The 21,643-nt window shown below is 45.5% G+C and carries 17 protein-coding genes and 1 pseudogene; 5 read left to right on the top strand and 13 right to left on the bottom strand.

Annotated elements, in window-relative coordinates; all coding sequences use genetic code 11:
* Window positions 1-307: 307 nt before the first annotated feature.
* Complete coding sequence (locus tag ACE3MQ_RS10420; RefSeq protein ID WP_379392552.1) at window positions 308-2,557, top strand: helix-turn-helix transcriptional regulator; 2,250 nt, start codon at window positions 308-310, stop codon at window positions 2,555-2,557.
* Between the two features lie 103 nt (window positions 2,558-2,660).
* On the opposite strand, the gene ACE3MQ_RS10415 is transcribed toward ACE3MQ_RS10420, so the two are convergent.
* Both ACE3MQ_RS10415 and ACE3MQ_RS10410 read right to left on the bottom strand, forming a co-directional pair.
* Complete coding sequence (locus tag ACE3MQ_RS10415; protein WP_379392551.1) at window positions 2,661-4,739, bottom strand: S8 family serine peptidase; 2,079 nt, start codon at window positions 4,737-4,739, stop codon at window positions 2,661-2,663.
* A 355-nt stretch (window positions 4,740-5,094) separates the two neighbouring features.
* Window positions 5,095-5,348 (bottom strand): annotated as a pseudogene (locus tag ACE3MQ_RS10410) (23S rRNA (pseudouridine(1915)-N(3))-methyltransferase RlmH); the annotation flags it as partial.
* Window positions 5,349-5,708: 360 nt separating this feature from the next.
* Here ACE3MQ_RS10410 and adhP point away from each other — a divergent pair.
* The gene (gene adhP / locus ACE3MQ_RS10405; RefSeq protein WP_379392550.1) at window positions 5,709-6,725 is read left to right on the top strand and encodes an alcohol dehydrogenase AdhP; all 1,017 of its coding nucleotides are present in this window, start codon (window positions 5,709-5,711) and stop codon (window positions 6,723-6,725) included.
* Between the two features lie 258 nt (window positions 6,726-6,983).
* Complete coding sequence (locus ACE3MQ_RS10400) at window positions 6,984-8,753, top strand: flavocytochrome c (RefSeq protein ID WP_379392549.1); 1,770 nt, start codon at window positions 6,984-6,986, stop codon at window positions 8,751-8,753.
* A gap of 197 nt (window positions 8,754-8,950) precedes the next feature.
* Here the strand turns inward: ACE3MQ_RS10400 and ACE3MQ_RS10395 are convergent, their stop codons facing one another.
* Window positions 8,951-9,724, bottom strand: coding sequence for an ABC transporter permease (locus tag ACE3MQ_RS10395; RefSeq protein ID WP_379392548.1), 774 nt, complete (start codon window positions 9,722-9,724; stop codon window positions 8,951-8,953).
* Window positions 9,696-10,685 carry an ABC transporter ATP-binding protein gene (locus tag ACE3MQ_RS10390; protein ID WP_379392547.1) on the bottom strand — a complete coding sequence of 330 codons (990 nt, stop codon included), beginning with the start codon at window positions 10,683-10,685 and terminating at the stop codon, window positions 9,696-9,698. Before ACE3MQ_RS10390 ends, ACE3MQ_RS10395 begins: the two co-directional genes overlap by 29 nt.
* A 266-nt stretch (window positions 10,686-10,951) precedes the next feature.
* Here ACE3MQ_RS10390 and ACE3MQ_RS10385 point away from each other — a divergent pair, with 266 nt between their 5' ends.
* Both ACE3MQ_RS10385 and ACE3MQ_RS10380 read left to right on the top strand, forming a co-directional pair.
* Window positions 10,952-11,833 carry an AraC family transcriptional regulator gene (locus ACE3MQ_RS10385; RefSeq protein ID WP_379392546.1) on the top strand — a complete coding sequence of 294 codons (882 nt, stop codon included), beginning with the start codon at window positions 10,952-10,954 and terminating at the stop codon, window positions 11,831-11,833.
* Window positions 11,834-12,008: 175 nt separating this feature from the next.
* Entirely contained in the window at window positions 12,009-12,698 is a 690-nt protein-coding gene (locus ACE3MQ_RS10380; protein ID WP_379392545.1) for a Dph6-related ATP pyrophosphatase, read from the top strand.
* 166 nt (window positions 12,699-12,864) lie between these two features.
* Here ACE3MQ_RS10380 and ACE3MQ_RS10375 read toward each other — a convergent pair whose 3' ends face one another.
* The 9 genes from ACE3MQ_RS10375 to ACE3MQ_RS10335 all read right to left on the bottom strand — a co-directional run bounded on the left by ACE3MQ_RS10375 (window position 12,865) and on the right by ACE3MQ_RS10335 (window position 21,633).
* The gene (locus ACE3MQ_RS10375; protein WP_379392544.1) at window positions 12,865-13,353 is read right to left on the bottom strand and encodes an imm68 putative immunity domain-containing protein; all 489 of its coding nucleotides are present in this window, start codon (window positions 13,351-13,353) and stop codon (window positions 12,865-12,867) included.
* Window positions 13,354-13,482: 129 nt separating this feature from the next.
* Window positions 13,483-15,156, bottom strand: coding sequence for a DUF6138 family protein (locus ACE3MQ_RS10370; protein WP_379392543.1), 1,674 nt, complete (start codon window positions 15,154-15,156; stop codon window positions 13,483-13,485).
* A 114-nt stretch (window positions 15,157-15,270) separates the two neighbouring features.
* On the bottom strand, window positions 15,271-16,662 hold the full coding sequence (locus ACE3MQ_RS10365) for an MATE family efflux transporter (RefSeq protein ID WP_379392542.1): 1,392 nt from the start codon (window positions 16,660-16,662) through the stop codon (window positions 15,271-15,273).
* Between the two features lie 313 nt (window positions 16,663-16,975).
* Complete coding sequence (locus tag ACE3MQ_RS10360) at window positions 16,976-17,404, bottom strand: DUF3995 domain-containing protein (protein ID WP_379393056.1); 429 nt, start codon at window positions 17,402-17,404, stop codon at window positions 16,976-16,978.
* A 121-nt stretch (window positions 17,405-17,525) separates the two neighbouring features.
* Complete coding sequence (locus ACE3MQ_RS10355) at window positions 17,526-18,605, bottom strand: ankyrin repeat domain-containing protein (RefSeq protein ID WP_379392541.1); 1,080 nt, start codon at window positions 18,603-18,605, stop codon at window positions 17,526-17,528.
* A gap of 27 nt (window positions 18,606-18,632) precedes the next feature.
* Entirely contained in the window at window positions 18,633-19,370 is a 738-nt protein-coding gene (locus ACE3MQ_RS10350; protein WP_379392540.1) for a hypothetical protein, read from the bottom strand.
* A 123-nt stretch (window positions 19,371-19,493) separates the two neighbouring features.
* Entirely contained in the window at window positions 19,494-19,910 is a 417-nt protein-coding gene (locus tag ACE3MQ_RS10345) for an SMI1/KNR4 family protein (RefSeq protein WP_379392539.1), read from the bottom strand.
* 60 nt (window positions 19,911-19,970) lie between these two features.
* Window positions 19,971-20,357, bottom strand: a complete 387-nt coding sequence (locus tag ACE3MQ_RS10340; protein WP_379392538.1) for a hypothetical protein — start codon at window positions 20,355-20,357, stop codon at window positions 19,971-19,973.
* A gap of 61 nt (window positions 20,358-20,418) precedes the next feature.
* On the bottom strand, window positions 20,419-21,633 hold the full coding sequence (locus tag ACE3MQ_RS10335) for a hypothetical protein (RefSeq protein WP_379392537.1): 1,215 nt from the start codon (window positions 21,631-21,633) through the stop codon (window positions 20,419-20,421).
* Between the last annotated feature and the right edge of the window lie 10 nt (window positions 21,634-21,643).

Genomic DNA, 21,643 nt, shown 5'->3' with positions numbered 1-21,643 from the left:
ATCACCTCCTGTTATTGTGCTCTGCCATAACTGAATCCTAAAGGAGATGGGGAGAAAGGTATATCTTGAATATTTGATATCATGTTGTTTTATTGATTCGTGACTAAAATTGCCGAATATCGATAAGATTGAAGGTGAACAAAAAATCAATATTCTCCGATATAAATCACGAATAAAGCGCTTTCTGTAAGGTTTTCAACAGGTCAAGAAATGAGTATAGTGCTCATTTGTTAATTTTTTCAATAGGAATCTACCCGAAGAATGATATAGACTCGATTTATCATGAAGATTTGAAGGGGAGTATTTAATGATGGTCAAGAAGAGGTTTTTATATCAGATGCTAACCTTGTTTATCGTAATTGTCCTGCTATATTCCTTGATCACCTCATCCATCATTTTTTATAAAAGCTACCAGATGGCCGATGCCCAGAACAATCATAGTAATAAGCTGTATATCGAACAAAACAGCAATTATGCGGACTTCAAGCTGCGTACTGCAATGGAATTTGTATATAAGATATCTACCCTGCAGGGCTTGATCGATTATCGCTATAATACAGATACAAATTACCTATATATTGCGAACTTATACAATGAGCTGACCGATCAAATGCAAGGCTTCGGCCAGCTAGGCTTCACCTTTGGGATCACCAAGATTACAGATGACCTAGTGGTAACAGCTTCAGGGACTTATAATATTAAAAATTATTTGAAAGAGCTCGGTATCGATGCAAAAGCACTAGATCAGGTTCAGCATATGGATAGCCCATTTCTTGCGTCGAATACCTATGTCGTTCCTGAGTCACTGTCCAAGAAGCCTGGCAATATTGTGATGATCCATCAAATGGTAAATTCAAATTTGGAACCGCTTTATTTCTTTATTGTGATCGATAGAATCTCTTTGTTACCCGGCATTGCCGATAACCCTAAGGGCAATTTCTATCTGCATACCCATGAAACGATCAGCTCCTATATTCATAATAAAATGTTAGATACAGAAGTCTTAACTCAAATCAATACACTGAACAATCAGGAAAATATTAATCATCTGAGGGTGGGATCGACCATCAATTATATTCATCCCTCCAAGGTGATTCCAAATCTTAACTATGTTTATTCCAGTGAAGTAACTTCTTTTGGCACTATATTTGCCCAAATTTGGAAGGCGGCGTTATTCCCAAGTTTGCTTTTGCTGCTGCTGGGTATCGTACTTGCCTACATGGCTACGAGATCAAGTTACAAACCGATCCGTCAGTTGCTTCATTTCCTGGATGAGCAAAGGGGAAATTCAACTGCGGCTTCGAATGAAAATGCCAACCAAATTCATGAGCTTGATTACATTAAATCTAGTATTGAGCAGGTGTATTCCATCAATCATGCCTTGCAGGATAAGCTGGATTATTCCTTCGTACATTTGCGGGAGGATTTCTTCCGGAAGGTGGTTTACGGAATTGCGAGCGACGAGTTTATTCAAGAGAATCTCCCTCTGCTGAAATTAGAGAGATTTAAAGAGGATTTGAATATCATCCTTTTAGAATGCGAAGGGATTGGAACACTGGATATGACGGTGCCTGCTCCAAATCTATCCTTGATTTTCAGTAATCTGATCAATAAAATCCAGTGCGAATACGAGGATTTCTTTACGTTGCCATTAGATAAGAATAAATACTGTATTATTTTCAATCACATCTCATCAGAGTCCTTGAAGCAAATTGCTGAGACGGTTGTCCATACCATCGAGAAGGATCTGTCGCTCGATATTACAGCATGTATTTCCAGTACATATCAGCTAAGCGAGTTAACCTCTGCATTGCAGGAGCTGCTTCGGATGAGCAGCTATCAATATGTGACGGCGAACAAGGTGTTGACCGCACAGTGTGTTCAGGATCTCGAAGAAGCGGTTTGTTATTATCCTATAGAGACAGAGACTTGCCTCATTAACTATGTCCATTCAAATGAATTGGGCAAGGCATACGATCTGCTCAAAAATCTTCTGGATCACAATATAAATCAATCCACACTTAGTCCTGTGAATCTGTCGAGCCTGAAGCATTCGATCTTAACGACCTTTAAACGATGCTTGAATACAAGTGGAACAACGTTGAACCAATTTGTCAAAGAATATCCTGACATTCTGAATGAGTTTATGGAGGCTCCTGCCTCAAAGTTTACGGAAAAAACCTTCACACTATTTGAATTGATCTTTAATTATTGCAACAAGGAAAAATTCTGCTTAGAGAGCTCTACCGCTTCCCAAATCTTTATTTATATCCATAAGAATTTTGATAAAGATTTATCGTTAACAGATATTGCCGATGAATTTAACCTGTCTGAGAGCTATGTCAGCAAGCTATTAAAGAGTTCACTAGACATTAACTTCAAGCAATATGTCAATACATTGAAGGTGAAAAGAGCTAAGGAGCTTCTAAATCAGGGGAATTATAAAGTCCACGAGGTGGCGACCATTGTAGGATGCAATAATACCAATACCTTCATACGAATTTTCAAACAATATATTGGCGTATCCCCCGGGGAATATGTCAAGAGCCTGAATTAATGGCTAAGCTTATTGGATCATGAAAACGGAATAAATTAAAAGCGCCTTACAGACGGATCTGCGAAGGCGCTCTGGGCATTTACTCTGGATCAATTAAACAATACTATTTCTTCAACCATAATGCCGGTACGATAGTCGGTTCCCAGCCCACCATCGAAGTATGTGCTTGACGGCACTGGTACGTTGCTCCACCGTAAGTCACTTCGTCCCCAATCTTATACGATACGCCCGGTGCCCAAGGCGTAGTCGGGGACGGTGTCGAATCGGAATCCGTCGTTACCGTTACGGTATTGCTTGCTGCAGACCGATTACCTGCGGCGTCTCTCGCTTTAACTGTGAAAGTATATGTTGTATTGGGCGTCAAACCGGTGATCGTCGCCGAAGTATTCGTAACTGTGGCCGCTAATGAGCTTCCTTGATATACTTCATAAGCTGTTACGCCCACATTATCAGTAGAAGCGCTCCAGCTAAGCGATACGCTTGTACTGGTTTTACCCGCGGACGTTAAATTGCTAGGTACGCTCGGGGCTTGCGTATCTCCGCCACCGCCGCTGTCGCTGAACTGAATCGATGTATTGGCTGAGCTAGGCTGATAGCCTGAAAGTGTGGTCTCGGCTAAAATTTGATAAGTGCCAAGCATTGTTTGCACGTTGGAGCTTATCGTCCAGGTTGCTATACCCGAACTGTTCGATGTAGCCGCGCTGGTGAGGATGGTGCCGTTTGGACGGGTTAAGGTAAAGTTTACCGAAGCTCCTTGCAGCACATTGCCTTGCTGGTCCGTAACTCTTGATGTGATGTTAATATTGTCCCCACGTTGATACACTGTTTTGTCCGTCTGGACTGTTGTTCTGGTTTCTCGATCTGGCTGAGGCGTACCGCCGCCGCCTGCCGCTTGCACAGCAGCGTACGCATCAACAATGCCATACCCATACTGATTGGAGCTTCCAGCAGGCTGCGCTGTATTCCTGAGAATATCTCTGGCCGCAGCAGGGGTAAGATTCGGATTGACCGATCTCATTAGCCCTAGTACCCCCGCCACATGGGGGGTTGCCATCGAAGTGCCTGACATGCTTGTATATTGACCGTTCGGATATGTGCTGTATATATTCGACCCAGGAGCCATCACATCAATACCCGCTCCATAATTGGAAAAGCTCGAACGCGTTCTGCTCGATGTAACGGAACCAACGGCAATCGAACTGCTGTAAGCTGCCGGATAGGAGATGCTTGAAAGCCCGTCATTACCAGTGGCCGCCACCACGATTGTGCCCAAGCTGACTGCTGTTTGAATCGCCTCATCTATCCCGCGCTCGTAACCGCCGCTAGTTAGCGACATGTTGATGACATCGGCTCTAATATTAGCGGCGTGAAGAATACCTTGTTGAATGCCATACGACGTACCTGAACCGCTGTCGCTAAGCACTTTAATAGGAATCAGGGTCGCGTTCTGCATGACGCCTGACACCGAGCCATAACTGGCGATCGTTCCCGCGACATGAGTGCCGTGCCCATGACGGTCGCTTGTGGTGCCATCTACAAAGCTGCGCCCCAAGCTAGTGTTCACCAGGTTACTCAAGCTTGGATGGTTGCTGTCAATTCCCGAGTCAAGCACGCCAATCCGCACTGAGCTTGACCCGGTCGTAACCCCCCATGCTTGCGAAACCTTAATCATGTCATAATGCCAACGCTGGTTATTGTGAATAGCTTGAACTGAAACATCTTGCATGGTTTCGGTTTCAAGCGCATACACTTTGCGGTTTTCCGAGATGTACCGAACTTTGAGACCGAGGTTGTCTAGTGTTTTTTTCAATTCTTTTTTGGCGGAATCGATTGACCCGTAGTCCTTTACAGAGTACTCGACCAAATATACCAATCCCATTTTTTCTACCGCCGTAGCCTTGACAGCGCTATCTAGCGACTGCACCGTGAAGCTGCCAGCATCCTGTTCGAACAGTGAATCGACAATAGCAAAACCGCTCTTCGTGAGCGAAGCCGATTTCATCAATGTATGATCCGTGCTTTGAATCGAATATACACCGGACTGTTCTGCGATCGACACCACGAGTTGACCTTCAATATAATCATTCGAGCTGCCTTGAGTGGAGCTGCCAAACGATACCCCTGTAAAAAAGCTTGCCATTAACAAAATAGCGACTAGCATAGAGCTTGTAAACTTCTTCATCATTAAACCCTCCTCCATGGAATAAATATGAGTCCATTGTGCTGGTTTTTTGTCTACTACATGATGAAGTGGAGTTCGTCACGATGCTAAGAAAGCGCATTCAAAAAAATATAAATTTACCACAGCTCCTTCCTTCAGCTCTCTTTCCTGATTTTCTTAATTCCCCCCTTCCTAACATCATTAATAATTGGGGATTTCGGGTAAATAAATTACTCTTTTTCCCAATCAGACCCATTCTATCATCTTTTTGTAAAAATAAACACCATTTAATAGAAATTTTTATTGCAACGCGCCGAGTATGAAAAACGAGAACGTACCCTCAATTTACTGTCGATAATGTATCTTTTAATGTGAAAGCGAGCCCATGGCTACCACCGATGACAAACACGACATGCTCGTCCCATACTTTCCGAGCTTGCCGATCTGGGCGGCGAGCTCCTCCGAACTCTACAGCTCGCCGCCCACATCCAAAGCGATGACATGCGCATCACTCTTCACCTGTGCCAGCACACGTTCACCCTCGCGTGCCTTAACCGCCTGCACCTCCGCCTTACTCATCATCTCCGGTGCTTTCTCGTCGGGCAGCTCCACGACTTGAAACTTCACATACAGCCCGATTGCTCATGAGCGTAACATTGTAACATTTCTGCTGAACCAACGGCATAAGGGGCTTTCCCTTTTTTCGGGGATAGGAATATCCTTTTCGATTTCGAATGTCTTGCCCAATTACATTATATTCTTTAGCAAGCTCAACTAGGAAGAGTAAAGACGGGATCAATATCCTGCGCAATATCCGTTTCTGAGAGAGTTCCACCGTTCAAAGTCCGCCTCAGACATTGCTTGAATACCATTATTTGGGGGGCCCGTTTCATAACGGGTTTTTACAATTTCTTCTCTTCATAAGAATTTGAAGCAAGCTTAAAGAACATACTACTTTCTGAAATGCAATAAAACTAAAGGAGTATGCAGATGAAAGCCGCTGTAGTAAAAAAATTCAAAGAAAAATTGGAATTGCAAGATGTACCCAAACCAAAACCCGGACATAAAGAAATCCTTGTCCACATTCAGGCTTGCGGGGTGTGCCATACTGATTTGCACGCCGCTCATGGCGATTGGCCTGTTAAACCGAAACTCCCCCTTATTCCCGGACATGAAGGCGTTGGAATTATTGAAGAAGTAGGTGAAGGAGTTACACACTTAAAGGTAGGCGATCGCGTAGGAATTCCGTGGCTGTATTCAGCCTGCGGTCATTGCGAATATTGTCTGACAGGAAGAGAAACCCTTTGTCTGGATCAGCAGAATTCCGGATATTCCGTAGATGGCGGATATGCGGAATATTGTGTGGCAGCCGCCGATTATGTAGTAAAGGTGCCTGATAATCTAGGCTTCATCGAAGCGGCTCCCTTATTTTGCGCTGGCGTTACGACCTATAAAGCTTTAAAAGTATCGTGCGTAAAGCCGGGGGAGTGGGTAGCCATTTTCGGCATCGGAGGATTGGGGCATCTTGGCGTGCAATATGCAAAAGCGATGGGTATGAATGTAGTGGCGATCGACATGTCGGATGAAAAGATGGAGCTTGCCAAACAACTTGGCGCAGACAAAACCGTCAACGCGTCAAAAGAAGATGCAGCAGCATGGATTCAAAAAGAAATCGGCGGTGTTCAGGGCGTCATTTGTACAGCGGTTGCGAAAAAGGCATTCGACCAAGCCTATCGTGCCATTCGTCGCGGCGGTACCTGCGTTATGGTTGGACTGCCTCCTGAATCCATGGATGTTCCGATTTTTGATACGGTATTAAATGGTACAAAGGTTGTCGGCTCGATTGTCGGCACTCGCAAGGATTTGCAAGAAACATTGCAATTCGCTGCGGATGGGAAAATTAAAACTATCATCGAGACACGTAAATTAGAGGATATAAATGAGATTTACGATCTGATGTTAGAAGGCAAGATCAATGGCCGAATCGTCCTTGACATGACGAAATGACCCAAAATTTTATCCTAAATTCAACAGTAGCCCGAAAGAAAACACGGTGGAAAAGTGTTATTTTTCGGGTTTTTTAATTTGACGAAAATCTCCCTGCTTTCACTGTCTCACTCTAACGGCGAATATGGTTGATCCATCTTTTTCAATATGAAATCTTCAATACAGTGTGACATAAGTTATAAACTATACATTCTAATCCTGATAATTTATATTATGCATACAACATTGTGAAATATTACACAAGGGAGAACGAGCACAATGAATAAAAAAAGCTTAATCGGAATTCTTATTTTAGGACTTATCATGTTATTAGCTGTTGGTTGCAGCCCAGATAAGTCATCGGGAGATAATGAGGAAGCAGGTAAGTTTACACCAGGAACTTACGAAGGCATCTCGACGGGTCATGGCGGAGAAATCACGGCAAAAGTAACGGTATCCAAAGATAGAATTGAAAATATTGAAATTACGGCAGACGGTGAAACAGGAAGTATTGGAGACGGAGCCATTACTCAGTTAACAGAAGAGATTATTAGCACTCAAAGTTTAGCTGTCGACGCTGTTTCAGGTGCAAGTCAATCAAGTGCAGGCATTATTGAGGCAGTTACATTAGCTCTTGAAAAAGCCGGTGGAGATATTGCAGCTCTAAAAGACCCATCAAATAAATTAGTGGTTGAACAAGAAAAACAAGAGGATATAACAGTAGATGTTGTGGTCGTTGGTTCAGGTGGGGCTGGTCTTTCCGCAGCTGTTGAAGCTAAAGAAGCCGGTAAATCTGTTATTATCCTCGAACAAATGCCTATTATCGGGGGTAACACCAACCGTGCTACGGGTGGAATTAACGCAGCAGAAACAACCATTCAAGAAGAGGCTGGAATTACGGATTCAAAACAAACCTTCTATGATGACACTTTAAAAGGTGGACATAATATTAACGATCCAGAATTACTTCAGACTTTAGTTGATAATGCTCCTGAAGCTATTTATTGGTTAAATGATATGGGTGCAGGCATTTCGAGGGTTACTTTATCAGGTGGTGCAACAAATCCAAGAATTCATACACCTACAGATGGCTCACCTATTGGTCCGGTAGTCGTTGATGTTCTATCGAAGAAATTAAAAGAGCTAGATGTTGATATTTTATTAAATACCAAAGCGGTAAAACTAATCGAGCAGGATGGTGTTGTCGTAGGCGTTGAAGCCGTTGATAAGAATGACAATCCATTCAAAGTTAATGCAAAAGCAGTCATCCTAGCTACTGGCGGATTTGGTGCAAACAGCGAAATGGTAGAACAATATCGTCCTGAATTAAAGGGCTTTTCAACTACCAACCATGCTGGTGCTACTGGTTCAGGAATTGTAATGGCTCAAGAGGCTGGAGCAGACTTAATGCAAGTTGAAGAAATTCAAATTCATCCAACAACAGATCCTAAGTCGGGGTATCTATTTACAGAAGGGCTTCGTGGAGATGGTGCTATACTTGTAAATAAAGAGGGTAAACGATTTACAAATGAATTATTAACTCGCGATGTTGTATCACAAAATATTCTGAAACAAACTGATAAAATAGCGTACCTCATTGTAAATCAAGAGATGGCAGAGGAAAATGCTTCTTTAGCAGGTTATATTGAAGATGGATATGCTACAAAGGGTGAAGATCTAGCCAGTTTAGCTAATGAACTCGGAATTGATGCAACAACACTCGAAACAACCTTGAACACATATACTCAATATGTTAAAAACGGTAAAGATGAAGAGTTTGGTAGAGAACATTTAACTCAAACGCTTGAAAAAGGATCTTATTATGCAATCCCCGTAACGCCTGGCATTCACCATACTATGGGTGGTGTAAAGATTGACACTCAAACACATGTGTTGAATACAGAGGGAAAAGCTATCTCAGGCCTTTATGCAGCCGGTGAATTAACTGGTGGCGTACATGGCGGAAATAGAATTGGCGGCAATGCAGTTGCAGATATCATTGTCTTTGGACGTATTGCAGGACAAACTGCAGCTGCGGAAATAAAATAAACTAAAGCACAATGAGGACAGGTCAAGATCAACTCTTGCACTTGTCCTCTTTTTTTGTCCTGTCGCTCCGCAAAAGTTGTCCGAAATGATGTGGAGAATTGCCGCTCCATTCTTCATCTCCTTAAATATTCTGCATGCAAAAACGCTCACTCTTATTGAAAAACTGTGAAGTATGCCCTGACATTTTTACGAGAGTATTAGTATTGTCCTAGCAGACCTTTCTTCATGGCTATTTTTTCGCAGCGATGAAATATAAAGAGCCCTACAATTAGATATACCAGCGAATTTAATATTAAGGCCGCATAGTCCGCCAAAGGCAGTTGTGTCAACGTCAAATCCTCGATCATCACCGTCCTTACCATATTCACTCCTTTGACGAATGGGGCAAATGCTAGAAACGGAGCTACAGTTAACGGAACAAATACAAGTCCCATCAATACAAATTGGAAAATCTGTAAAAACGCCTGAATTTGCTTCACTATAATAGCTAGGCCAGCAATCATAAAGCTAACACCCACCATACTTATCATTGTAATTACAATGATCGGGATCGTCGTCATGGGATTAAGATTCAACCACTGCCCGGAGGTAAGCATCGCAGCAAACAGCAAAATGACCATAACAACAGACTGTAAGCCAAATTGCCCGATGATGCGTGTAAGCATGATTTTCCATACCCCCATAGGAGACATATATATTTGTTCCAACGTTCCGCGTGTTGCCTCTGTGATCACCGAATAACCAATGAAATTCATTGTCATCATCGTTAAGCTCCAGAAGGCTACACTTACAATCGAATACTGGACATTCGTATCAAAGCTTGCTGGATCACCGATGAACATAATTCCGAAGAATGCAGCCAAGAAAATAATATAAAAAGTGAATACTAACGCAAAGGTGTTCGGCAGATAACGTTTCAGTTCGATATATTCCTTACGAAAATTAGCACTCAATAAGTGTAGCCATTTCATGCTTCTTCCCTCCCTTAACAATTTGAATAAACACTTGCTCAAAGTCGATGGTTATACGATCAATACTCTCCACAATGGTTCCTTCCTCTTTTAGAAGATCGAACAACTCGTAGATGTCCTGACTATGCTCTAAATTAACTTCCACGATGCTCTCATGGGAGCTTGCTTTATATATACTTAAAGGGAATCGACTACACAGCTTATTCTCCTGTTCCAAGCTTAATTGCTCACCCAACTTAATAGAATATGCCCTTGTTTCAAACAGCTTAAGTAAATTCTCCACCCTGTCGTCGATGACAACTTCACCTTTATTAATGATAATGGCACGATCACACAACTCCTGAACGACGGGCATGTCATGTGAACTAATAATAATCGTACGTTTTTCTTCCTTAACGATCGTCTTCAAAATTTCACGCAATTCATAACTAACCTCAACATCCAGACCGAGAGTTGGCTCATCCAGCAAGATGACATCCGTATTAGCTAATAGTGCTACTGCGATTGCCAGCTTTTGTTGCATCCCCCGAGACAAACCATTAACCAGCTCATTCTCCTTCTCCTTAAGGTTGAATTGCTCTAATAATTTATTCGCTTGATCGGCAACCTGCTTCCGAGAGTAACCGCGATTACCTGCAAAATACTCCAGGTTTTCCCGGACGGTAAGACGCCAATATAAATTTCGGTTTCCTTCTAATACAGCACTAATATGCTCTAGAGCTTTAAGTCGCTTCTTATTAATATCCAGACCATTAATGGAGATAGAACCAGCATCGGATTCCAACAAACCACAGAGCATCTTTATCGTTGATGTCTTCCCAGCCCCATTGGGCCCTAATAAACCGACAACCTCTCCACGGTTCACAGTGAAAGAAACATCACGAACCGCATGGATCTTCTCTTTCGTTTTTCTTCGTCCATACGCTTTGCTGATGCCCCGTACTTCAATAATTTTGTCCACCTCACAACCATCCTCTCCCGAACGAAATAAAAAAGTGATGCCATTATATACCTTCATTGTATTTTTGTATATTAGTTTTTTTAACTGGCTCCAGATGGAAATGGCCTCCGCCTGAGGAAGGAGATTAATGTTGTAAAAGTAGATATTAGTTTAGACCTACATAAGAGGATTTTGTAAAACCAATATCGAACATGATATTTCTGTGCACGGATTGCAAGGTGCTATCCTCTAACATCCCTTATAGTAACCTTGAAAGGAGGATCTGAATGGATTGGCTGAACCGCATGAATAGGGCAATGGAATATGTCGAAACACACTTATCTGAAGAAATTGATTACGAACAAGTAGCTAGAATCGCCTGTTGCTCCACTTACCATTTTCAGCGGATGTTCTCGTTTATAACCGGCGTGCCGCTTTCGGAGTACATTCGGCGCAGGCGGTTGACCCTTGCCGCATTCGAGTTGCAACAAAGCGATACAAAGGTAATCGACACCGCTTTGAAGTATGGTTACGAATCGCCCGAGGCATTTTCAAGAGCGTTCAAAAAATTGCACGGTGTTATGCCCAGTTTAGCGCGCGACAAAGGAGTTTCACTAAAGGCCTATCCTCGATTATCCTTTCATATTTCAATTCGAGGAGATGTGGAGATGAACTACAAAATCGAGGAAAAACAAGCTTTTGACATGTTCGGCGTCTCGACTGTAGTCAACGTCGACGAAGATTTCTTAGAGCAACCATTTGTTGAAATTCCTAAATTTTGGACCAAGTGTGTATCCGACGGAACCGTAGATCGTATCCGTGCCGCCGCAGGCTTGGGGGAAAACGGCCAGATTCATGGGGTATTATATAACAGCCAGGGCGAGAAATTTTCTTACATGATCGGTTATTTCTTGCCTCAGAGTGGCTTGCCGCAAGGATTTGAAAAACTTCAAGTCCCCCCACAAACGTATGCTATTTTTTCAACTGGCCTCTACCCTGACGGACAGAGCGGTATTCATGAATTGTGGAGAAGAATTTGGGGGGAATGGTTCCCGAGCTCTAATTACGAATTCGCAAACGGATCCGAATTTGAAATAACTTACGATCGAGGCAACAACATGTACGAAATGGAAGTTTGGATCCCTGTCGTTAAGAAGCCTGGTGTTTAGAAAAGAGAGCAGCACAAGTGCCTGTCACTACGTGTTGCTCTCTTTATGAAATCCGGATATTTAAATTTTGTAGAAGTTGATGGATTCTAATTGGCTTTCTATAACAGTGAAAGTACATATTAAATCCAGCAAAATGATAGAATAAAATCATACATACTAAAGGAGACCAAGAGGAATGACCGAAGTTTCAAATTGGAAAACAGGCGCTTGTGGACATAAATTTATAGCTTCCTTTAGCGGAGGAAAGGACAGCACACTAGCCTTATACAAAGCTATGAAGGTTGGAGAGGCCGTTGGACTTATCGTGATGTTAGAAGAAGAAGGATACCGCTCCCGATCCCATGGCTTGCCTCCAGCGTTCTTGCAGGCTCAAGCGGAGTCTATAGGTTTACCCCTTTATACCGCTGCCTCAAGCTGGGCAGATTACGAAGAGAACTTTATACGGCTGCTGGTAAACGCTAAAAATCAAGGGGCAGAGGTGTTAGTAACCGGGGATCTAGATATGCCTGCCCACGGATGCTGGCATGACAAGGTAACAAAAAATGCTGGATTAAAGCTCGGCATGCCTCTATGGGAGATGAATCATCGAGACGTTGTTGAAGAATTTATCGACCTTGGATTCATCACAATTATCGTTACGGTGAATGTATCGTTAGGCATGAAAGAGGAAGACTTGGGACGTGTGCTAACTCTGGATTATGTAAAGGAGCTCGAATCCCGTGGGATCGACCCCTGTGGAGAGGGTGGGGAGTTCCATACGGCAGTCATCGATGGCCCCCTATTCCATAAGCCAATCTCCGTAAGCAAAGGTGAGATCATTCGTAACGGAGATTATGCTTTCCTTCCAATGGAGTTGGTAACGTAAAATAAAATATCTACGTCTACAAATGACAACAGCCCCTCACAGAGGGGCTGTTTTGCAGCTCTACTGTCTCAACGTGTTCTCCCTTGATAATCTTCGCCTGGTCAAGCGGTATCCGTTACGGTTCCGAAGTTCCTTCCACCGTACTTTCACGTATTCGCTCAGCAACTTATAACAGCTCATCTGCGATCATTTTTGCCTTGTCCGCAAGCTCTCTCATATCCTCAGCCGGAACAAGCTCAGCTAACTCATAGGCCAGCGGATTACGGGAGAACTTGTACAATTCATCCCGTAGCAGGATTCTTTTTTCTTCAGAGGCATCTATATAAAGCTTGTACGGCTGCCTGGCCTCATCCAAATCATGCAAATCGACATAGCCTGATTTATGACACTCCAATACAATGGCTGAGAGATCGATTAGAACAGAGCAGGCAATATCAAGCTCCGCTCGAAACGTGCCGTCAGCATTTTTTATATCAAATCCAAGGTCTCCGCCGTTTATCAAGTCTCCCTTGGACAGCAGAACATCCAGACCCAAATCCTTGAAAATCTGATTGAGCGTCACATCCGTTGAGCCCAATTGTTCCAAATAGTCTATTAATGCCAGCGAATCATCGGAACCGCCAATCAAGTCTCCCCACCATTTGCTTATGTACATGTTCTTCTCCTACTTTCTATTAAGCATTATAATTACTTAAATAAGATTCATTATATAAGAGTCATGGGCTTTAATTACGCTTAATCCCTCAAAAGCATACTTATCAATGCCGCTCTCAGCGAGCCGCCGTCAGGCTATACCCGCCGCCTTTAGCAGACGAAGCAGCAGCTCCTTGCGCGGTTCCTGCGCCTTGCGAGCTATTGCAGCCAGCTTCTCCGCCTTGCCCCAGATCGGGTATAGTACCCGCTCGGCCTCGTCATCCGACAGAGTCTCTATATGCTGCACGAATAGCGACAGCTTGTCTTCGTTTTCCAGCTCCGGCTGAATCTTCAGCTTTAGCGAATCGTGGGAGCGCAGCAGGCAGGCGGTCAAAGTAGGAGTCGAACGTTCCGTTATGCCATAGGTTTCGGCAAAAACGGCTGTGAACTTGTCATGCCCCAGCTGATGTTCATCATCCACAAGGTTCATGTAAGCTTCAACAAGCGGAAAATACTGCTCGGACGAAAGCCCCAGCCCGAACACAGCATAACTGCCTGGCATAACGCTTTTTTCGTCATCCGTATCTTCATACCATTCGAATTCGACCATCGCCTCACGAGCGTATTCCTCCAATAACGGATACAGCTCGGAATAAGCCAGCGCATTCGCAAAGAAACGGTGCGTGTCCGATTTGGCTAGCCCCTTGATAGGCAAATACTCTCTCACGGTGGATTTTAGCTTGATTTTGTAGCTTTTCGGGAAGTCCTTTCGGAGCAGGGAGAGAATAAACGAAATCGCCCGCTCGTACGCTTCGGCTTCTTCCCTGCGAATAACGATGGTGAAAAGGGAGAAAACATCGTTAGCCTTGCATTCAACCAACTCATGGCGCATATGGACTTCGTCGTGTGAGAAGCTGTCGCTGCCCTCCTTCAGCATGCGTGCGGCTTTGCCGCTGCCAAGCTGCTTCGCCAGCTCCAGAAAAGTCTGCCCCCTAGATTTGCTGTAGTTCGGCTCATAACGAATAATCATTACCGCTCCGTACAACAGAAGGTCAATAGGCTGATTCGGCTCATCCTTATTCTCAAGAACCGCATCCGGCTTGATCACATATTCATTGGTTCTGTATTCGGAACGGGTAACGTCATAATAACGTGGCAGGAATACATCCTCGGCCCAGCTGATCAAAGCCCCAATGATATCTCTTCGATGCTCCGCGAGAGCTTCAACCCGCCCTTTATTCAACTCCTGAATCCGGTCAAATAAAGCTATCGTCTTTGCAGCCTCCGGTTCGGGAAATAAATACGGATCCAGCAGATGACGCGCCAAAAAGAAGGTTTCCAGCGGCTTTGTCGGATAAGAGCCCTTCTCCAGTTTCTTCTCAATATAGGACTGAATTCGCTCCAGAAGCTGCTGCTTTTTCTCTTCATATACCATTTCCAGCACCGTTAATTCCACAAGCCCGTCTGTTGTTGCGAAGCTTCCTTCGAAGGTAAACCGGTAGTTGATCAACGGCGACGTTTCCAGCTTGTCCAGCCTCTCCCTTACGATTTCCGCCAGCAGGGGCTGAACCTCATGCAATATCTGCTCCCGCGTAAAGGGTGAAGCCTTCATCGACTTCCTGCCTGCGGCACTCCCCATAGATTTCGAACTGTCAACCCTGGTTCTGCCCGGGCGATAATCCAATATGATAAAATTAAAGATCCCTACTTGCAGCGTGGTGCGCAAGACCACTTTCTCTACGTCAATTCGATTCTCCTGTTCGTCAAACCATTTATAAATGGCCGTTTTCATCTCTTCCAGCGCTTCCTTCTGTAGTTCGTCCATTGTCTTCCGCCTTTCCGCGTGTTTCATCTTTTCTCAACATAATCATACTAACACAAGAAGCCACCTCCCTTGAGAAGCGGCCTTTTGCAAAAACCTTTAATAAAACATACCTGTTTAAGCCTGCGCCCCCATGCCATTTTCCGGGACGGAAACAGGCTTCACGAGGGCCTTTTTCTCCCAGGCCCGGCTTCTCCAGCGAAGCAGCATGATCATACCGCGCAGCCATTCGTCCACCGTAAAAGCAATCCATACGCCAAGCAGCCCAAACCCGAAATGAACACCCAGCGCATAAGCAAGCGGCACCGAGACTCCCCACATGGAGAGCACGCCCATGAAGACGGGAAAACGTGCATCCCCGGCGGCCCGCAGCGAATTGATGATGACCATATTGAACGTCCGGCCGGGTTCGAGAATGATGGAAAGCAGAAAAATACCCGCTCCGGCGGCAATGATCTCGGGGTCTTTCGTGAACATGCCGATGAGCTCATGCCGGAATATCGATGCCACACCCACGATAGCTAAAGTTAACCCAAAGCTGATTCTCACGCTTTTCATGAGTCTCTTGTAAGCTGCTTTCATTTCCCCCGCACCGACCATTTGCCCGACAATAATTTCCGTACCTGCTCCGATCGCCAAAGCAATCGCCATAAAATAGTTCGAGATGTTCATGACGTAAACGTGGGTATTTAGCGCAGTAATGCCGATCATATTAACGAAACTGATGATCATGAGGTACTGCGACTGCCAGGCGAGATGCTCGCCTGCAGCGGGCAAGCCGACATGCAAAATCTGTTTTACGTAGGTGCCGTTCCAGACCACGTAATCTTTTCCACGAATCGGTGCAGGACTGCGGCGGTACAGAATGATAAAAAGAACGACGATGCCGAGCAAGCGGCTAACGACCGTGGATACGGCTGCTCCCGTCACGCCCCACTCCGGAAAGCCCAGGTTCCCGAAAATAAGCAGATAATTTCCTGCGACGTGAACGAGATTGACGCCCAGGGTTACAAACATCACGCTTTTGGTGTGTCCGCTCGAACGGATAACCGACGAAACCGCATAAGAGAGCGCCTCAATCCAAATAAAACCGCCGATGATTTTTAAATAATGGCTTGCAATTCCGATTTGGTCGGGATTTAACTTCATCAGCTGCAAGATGGGCTCCCCATATAGAAAAAGGACCAGACTGACGAGCACTCCGAAAATCAGGTTTAACGTAATGGCGTTCGCCGAGATGCGGCCTGCCTCTTTCTCCCGTCCGGCGCCGATATACTGGGCAACCGCAACGCTGGTGCCGATGCCGACAAAGCCGAACATTAGAATACAGAAGTAAATAATTTCGTTGGCCAAGCCTACGGCCCCGGTCACCTTATCGGAGATCCGGCTTAACATAAATACATCCACCGTGCCCAGCAGCATCCGGAGCACGGAATCGATGAGAATAGGCCAAGTTACAGCAAAAAGACTAAGTTTTTTCCATGATGGAATACGATCGGTTAATGTCACTTTTAACAAGCTCCTACCCTATTTTTTCTCTGTCGCTTTACCTAGTGTAGTGCCCACAATCCAACAAGTCTATAATTAAATTTTCCTTCTGGACGAGCCGCTCCAAAGACATATCCTTTTCAATTATACAGCTGCTTCATTAATTGTAATCATGGTTACCATTCCGAAAAAAACTTGCCCTACTTATGGCATGGCTCTCCGCGGTGTCTGTAACGGCAAGTTTTAGGGCCATCCCGCAAAGGATGACCCTTAAAGATGTTATTTATATAAATGAGAGCATCACCGAAGTAATCGTCTAGTGGTAATGAGCTGTCTACTTTTTTGTGATTTTGCCTTCGAAATAGGCAGCAAAGCCAAGCGAGATTCCCCAGACAAGGAACAGTGCATACCATACATATCCCCATGCCGCCATCGGGCTTGCATCCTGTTCTGCAAAAGAGGGAGCGGAAACGACACGTCCAATCGCCATTTGAAACTTCAGGACAAAGAAGCTAAAGCCCCATATGGATAATCCAATACATCCGATCCATGCAGGAATGAGCTTCAACAGCCTCGGCAGCTTATCTCCCCACTTATAAACGAATGATAAGCTGAATAGGGCAGCATCCGGTACCTTTGCAAAATCTCCAGGGAAACCAAAAGAAATCCCCAAACCCCACCAAAAGTGCGGAAGAGCATATAATAACCCGCAGATGAACGCCACATACCCTGCCCATTTCCTCTTCTTAACGTTCATTCTCATCACCTCAACAGCATCCTAACATTCTTAGGTTGGCTTTTTGGTGCCGTCAGGTTTAATCTTTGTTTAATTTTATGTACGAATGTATAGGTCGTCCCCATTTTGGTGAAAATATATAGGCATTTTACAGCTCTCCCTCAAGAAACTTTATGAGGTACATTTCAGGCTGCGTGAGGAACTCGGTAAAGCTGCATAAATCCGCATAAGCCTGATGCTCCACGTCATAACAGCCTATCAGACCTTTTTTCTTCGGATTCCAAACCAACTGCAGATCGGAGTAATTGTCGATATCGGCTGATAGACGCAGCAGCTTTTGCCTGCCGACTTTCATCTCAATCGTATCCGTCAATGTGAAAAAGTCGATATAACCGATTTCATATTCATTTTGCGCCAGCTCAAGGCGGAGCTTGTCTCCAGTAAGAAAACCGACCAGTTCATCGGTTAATTTGTATTTTTTCAGCTCATACTTTTTGTTTTCCACATTATGAAAATCAACCGGCTCCAGCGATTTCAAATAGTCAGCCAAGACTGTATTCTTATTGCTGACTGAAATGGTATACGGCCGCTCGCCGTCCTTTTCCGCTAAAGTAACGTCCGCGCCGTGATCAATCAAAAATTTGACCATAGCCAAATTACCCATACGCGCTGCCACGGTTAACGGAGTTGCTTGGTAAGGATAGACCATATCCGGTTCATTGTAATTAATGTCCACCCCTTGATCGAGCAAATACGTGAGTGTCTTATAGTCATGGCTCGATACGGCTTGACGCAATACAGCACCGCCATGCAGCTTGATATCTAATCCCAGCTCATAAATAAGCGGAATATTGTTTTTGTTGCCATAGTAGGCCTGGGAATATGCGCCTGACCCCGTTTGATTGAGCTTGTCCATCTTGGCGCCTTGCGCTGCAATGTAGCGAATGATATCCTCCTTGCAATAGCGAACAGCTCGCAAAAAGGCCGGATTATGATTAACATTCAGGTTGACGCCATGCTCTACCAGCAGCTTCACAACATCCATTCTCTCCGATACAAGCGCCAGATCCAACGGACTTAACGTGGTATACTTGCTAAGTTCGATGCCATCCTCAATATCCCAGCCTGCTGCAATTGCAGCGTGTAAAGCCGGAATATTTCCTTTGTAGATATGCATCGCGATTTCCGGCAGCTCCTCGAACCTCCCGATATCTTTCAGAACGATCATCCCATACCACACCCCTACTTCAAAATCTTACGAAATCGTTTCGCACCCTTTCGATAAGAGCCATTGCTCTATCACGGCAAACGCCTGTTGTGCATCCTGATCATAGAAGACAGCCACCTCTTGCTGATAGGCATAATTCAATCGCACATAGCCACCCAGTCGCTGGTAGAACAGGAAGCAAGCATATGAGGTCTCAATGGACAAATCCGGTGGAAAATCCACTTGGCACATTCCGGCCAACTCGGGCAGCGAAATCTGGCCCTTCCCTGGTGGTAAACGCAAAAAGAGATGACTCCGAGTGCCCGTCCACGGTTCATAATATACGGCTTCCTCTTGGCTGCTTCCATACACCTTACGGTATATTTCGTCCAGCACCAAGGCATACATCCCATCGTCTTCCTGCTCACGTGTCTGCGGCGAAATGGCTTTTATATGCTCCGCATGCCGAGGCAGCCAGAGCAGCCCAGCCGTCTGGGGATGTACTGCCAGAAAATCACCGTCCACCGTCGTACCTATAGCGATACACTCGCCGATCTGCTGCTCAGTAATGGGGCTGTCTTCGTCACACTCCCATAACCCGTACTCGGCAAAAGGCTTCAGCACCTCCGGATCAGGCAATTGGACATTGATCCACCCTCTGTAAGTCCCTTCGCCGAATCGCCGCAAAAACCGAAGGTAGCCTGGTGGATAAACAGCGGCGTCTTCCTTCGCAAGCACTTGGTTTTGGCCATCAGGCAGCGGTTTTGGCCGTGATACGATGTACATGAGTACTCCCCCTGTCTTTCAATTCGCTCATAGATTTCAAGGTGGACATGCAGGACTCCGTACCGCCCCGACCACCTAATCTACCAAACTGGACTAACTACCATTCATAAAAATTATCCTCGATCAGCTCCCTGAAGGAATCCGCCAGCAACTTGATCTCCCTGTATCGTGATAACAGATGAAAACCTTCCCTGCCTGATTAATGATAATCGGATCGCCGGATCCATCCATAGAAATGACATAACTGGTTCGCAGAACCTCTGCAAAGGGAGGTTCCTTGAATTGATCTCGGAACCCCAGCGTCAAATCGATAACCGTTTCATTTCCGAGACTAGAGCCATTAGAGAATGCATGTATCGCAAGACCTGCATAGGCTCCCCCAAACGTCTTGATAAAGTGTATGTAGTCCTCATGAAAGCTTACATTCAGTCGTTGCTGTGCCTTAGCAATTTCCTCTTCGCTCGCCGGAATGCCTACTAGTGTTCTATTATCTTCCCGATGGAGAAAAATCTTTAATCTCTCCATTAACGCATCTTTCATAGGTAATCTCCTTCCCAGCCAATGCTGTTTTCGGGATAAACTTCGTCTGTTTTTATTGACTTACTTATCAATAATTTCCCAGTTCAGCTCAGCAGTTATGCCTTCTAATAATTGCAGGAGTGCGGATTCAATAAGCTCAAGGCTAACAATGTACTTCTGTGGGAATTCACAGGCTTGGCCGCCTACTGTAATCTCAACAAACTCGTCTTCTTCCTCCAGTGGGCCGAGAAGGTTGTGAATCGCAGCACTGGTCTCCACGGTAACAATGAACTCATGACTGCCGCCGCCGATCATGATCATGTTCTCCATGTACCGAATCGTGACCTGGCTGCATATGAATCCATCCATTCGCCGGATGACTTCCACGCACGTGTCAAGCGATGCATGGGAATGCTCGATCGTTTCCGCTACAGCTCCATTCCGCTGTTCCTCATAAACGGTGATCACCGGTCAACACTCCTCTCCCAATTTTTACTGTTTCCAGTGCCCGTTCATAAGCACATTTTAATCAGTAATCGCGCGCTGCATCGAACCAGTGTTGAGCCATCTCCTCCGTTATTGGCTGGCCAATCAGGTGATCAGACTGGCTGAGTTGCCATACTGCTTCGCCAAGGTCTTCTCTTTCGGTGGTTTCGATGCCTTTGAGGGTATTGAAGCGCACGGTGAAAGCGGTAATGGCTGCCTCGGCATCGGCAAAGCTGCGGGCCTGAGCCAAGGCTGCCTGTGCAGCGTTATAAGCTTCGTTAGCCAGTTTGGCCAGACGTTTAGGCCAGGACGAGAACGGGCGTCCGAATTCGCTCGTCCACCACTCAGACTTTCGCAATTGGCTCACTGAAGCATAGCCGGCCCATGGGCGTGTTTTAGCGCGTGCTTTCATTTGCTGCCTTAGGCGCTTGCCCGTGGTCTCTTCCACATTGTAGGCGATAAATCTGTCAAGCAACGGCCACGTGTCCAAGGAGGGCAAGTCCTTCAAATCAGGCATGAAGCGCAGCTCCAGATTCGTTAACTGGACATGACGAGCCAACAAGTCCATGTCACAGAAGTTCCCCCACAGGCTCAGTGAGTCAAGGTTTGGGAACCGGTCTAGACAGTCCAGCGAGATGGGCTGTCCCAGCGGCGTGTTTTGCAGCGTCAGGCTCGTCACCTGGTGCAATTCATCCAGGTCGGGCAGTGTGAAAGGAGGATCATTCTTGCGTCGGCTGGTGCGCGGGGCTAGTGTCAGTGAAGACGGCATATTTCCAGTGGCCGAGAAGCGTAATAGATCGCCGGACACGTTCAAGCGGAAAGGCTTCTTCGGAAGCTTCAAGCTCAAACGCCCTCCAGACGGGCCCAGCTCGATATGCAAGCCATAAATATTGGACTGGCTGGCGTCCATCACCGTATCGGCAGACAGGACCGGAGCCCACGTCATCTCTTCAATGGGACGCTTCTGCGCCCAATCCAAGAAGCCCGCGTCACTGCCTGTATAGTGCAGAAACCTCGGCCAGGGCGAGCCCGCCGGCGTGGCAAAGGCATCGAATACGGTCCAATCGATTCTCTCGTCTGGCGCAACGTGAAGGTCCGCCTTTTTCCCCAGTTGCGACGGTCCGATGGATAGGCTGCCCACACCGGGCTGAATAACAAGAGTGTGACTGCGGGAACCCGTCAGGTCGATGGGATAACGACCGGCTTCTCTAACAGAAGCCGAAGGGCGAGCATGGTTATCATTTGGCACTTCCGTCATCCTTTCTTCT

The sequence above is a fragment of the Paenibacillus lentus genome (genome assembly GCF_042714055.1).
In the GTDB taxonomy this organism is placed as follows: domain Bacteria; phylum Bacillota; class Bacilli; order Paenibacillales; family Paenibacillaceae; genus Fontibacillus; species Fontibacillus lentus_A.
Note: the sequence above shows the minus strand (reverse complement) of the source record. Positions and strands in the feature narration are given on the sequence as shown.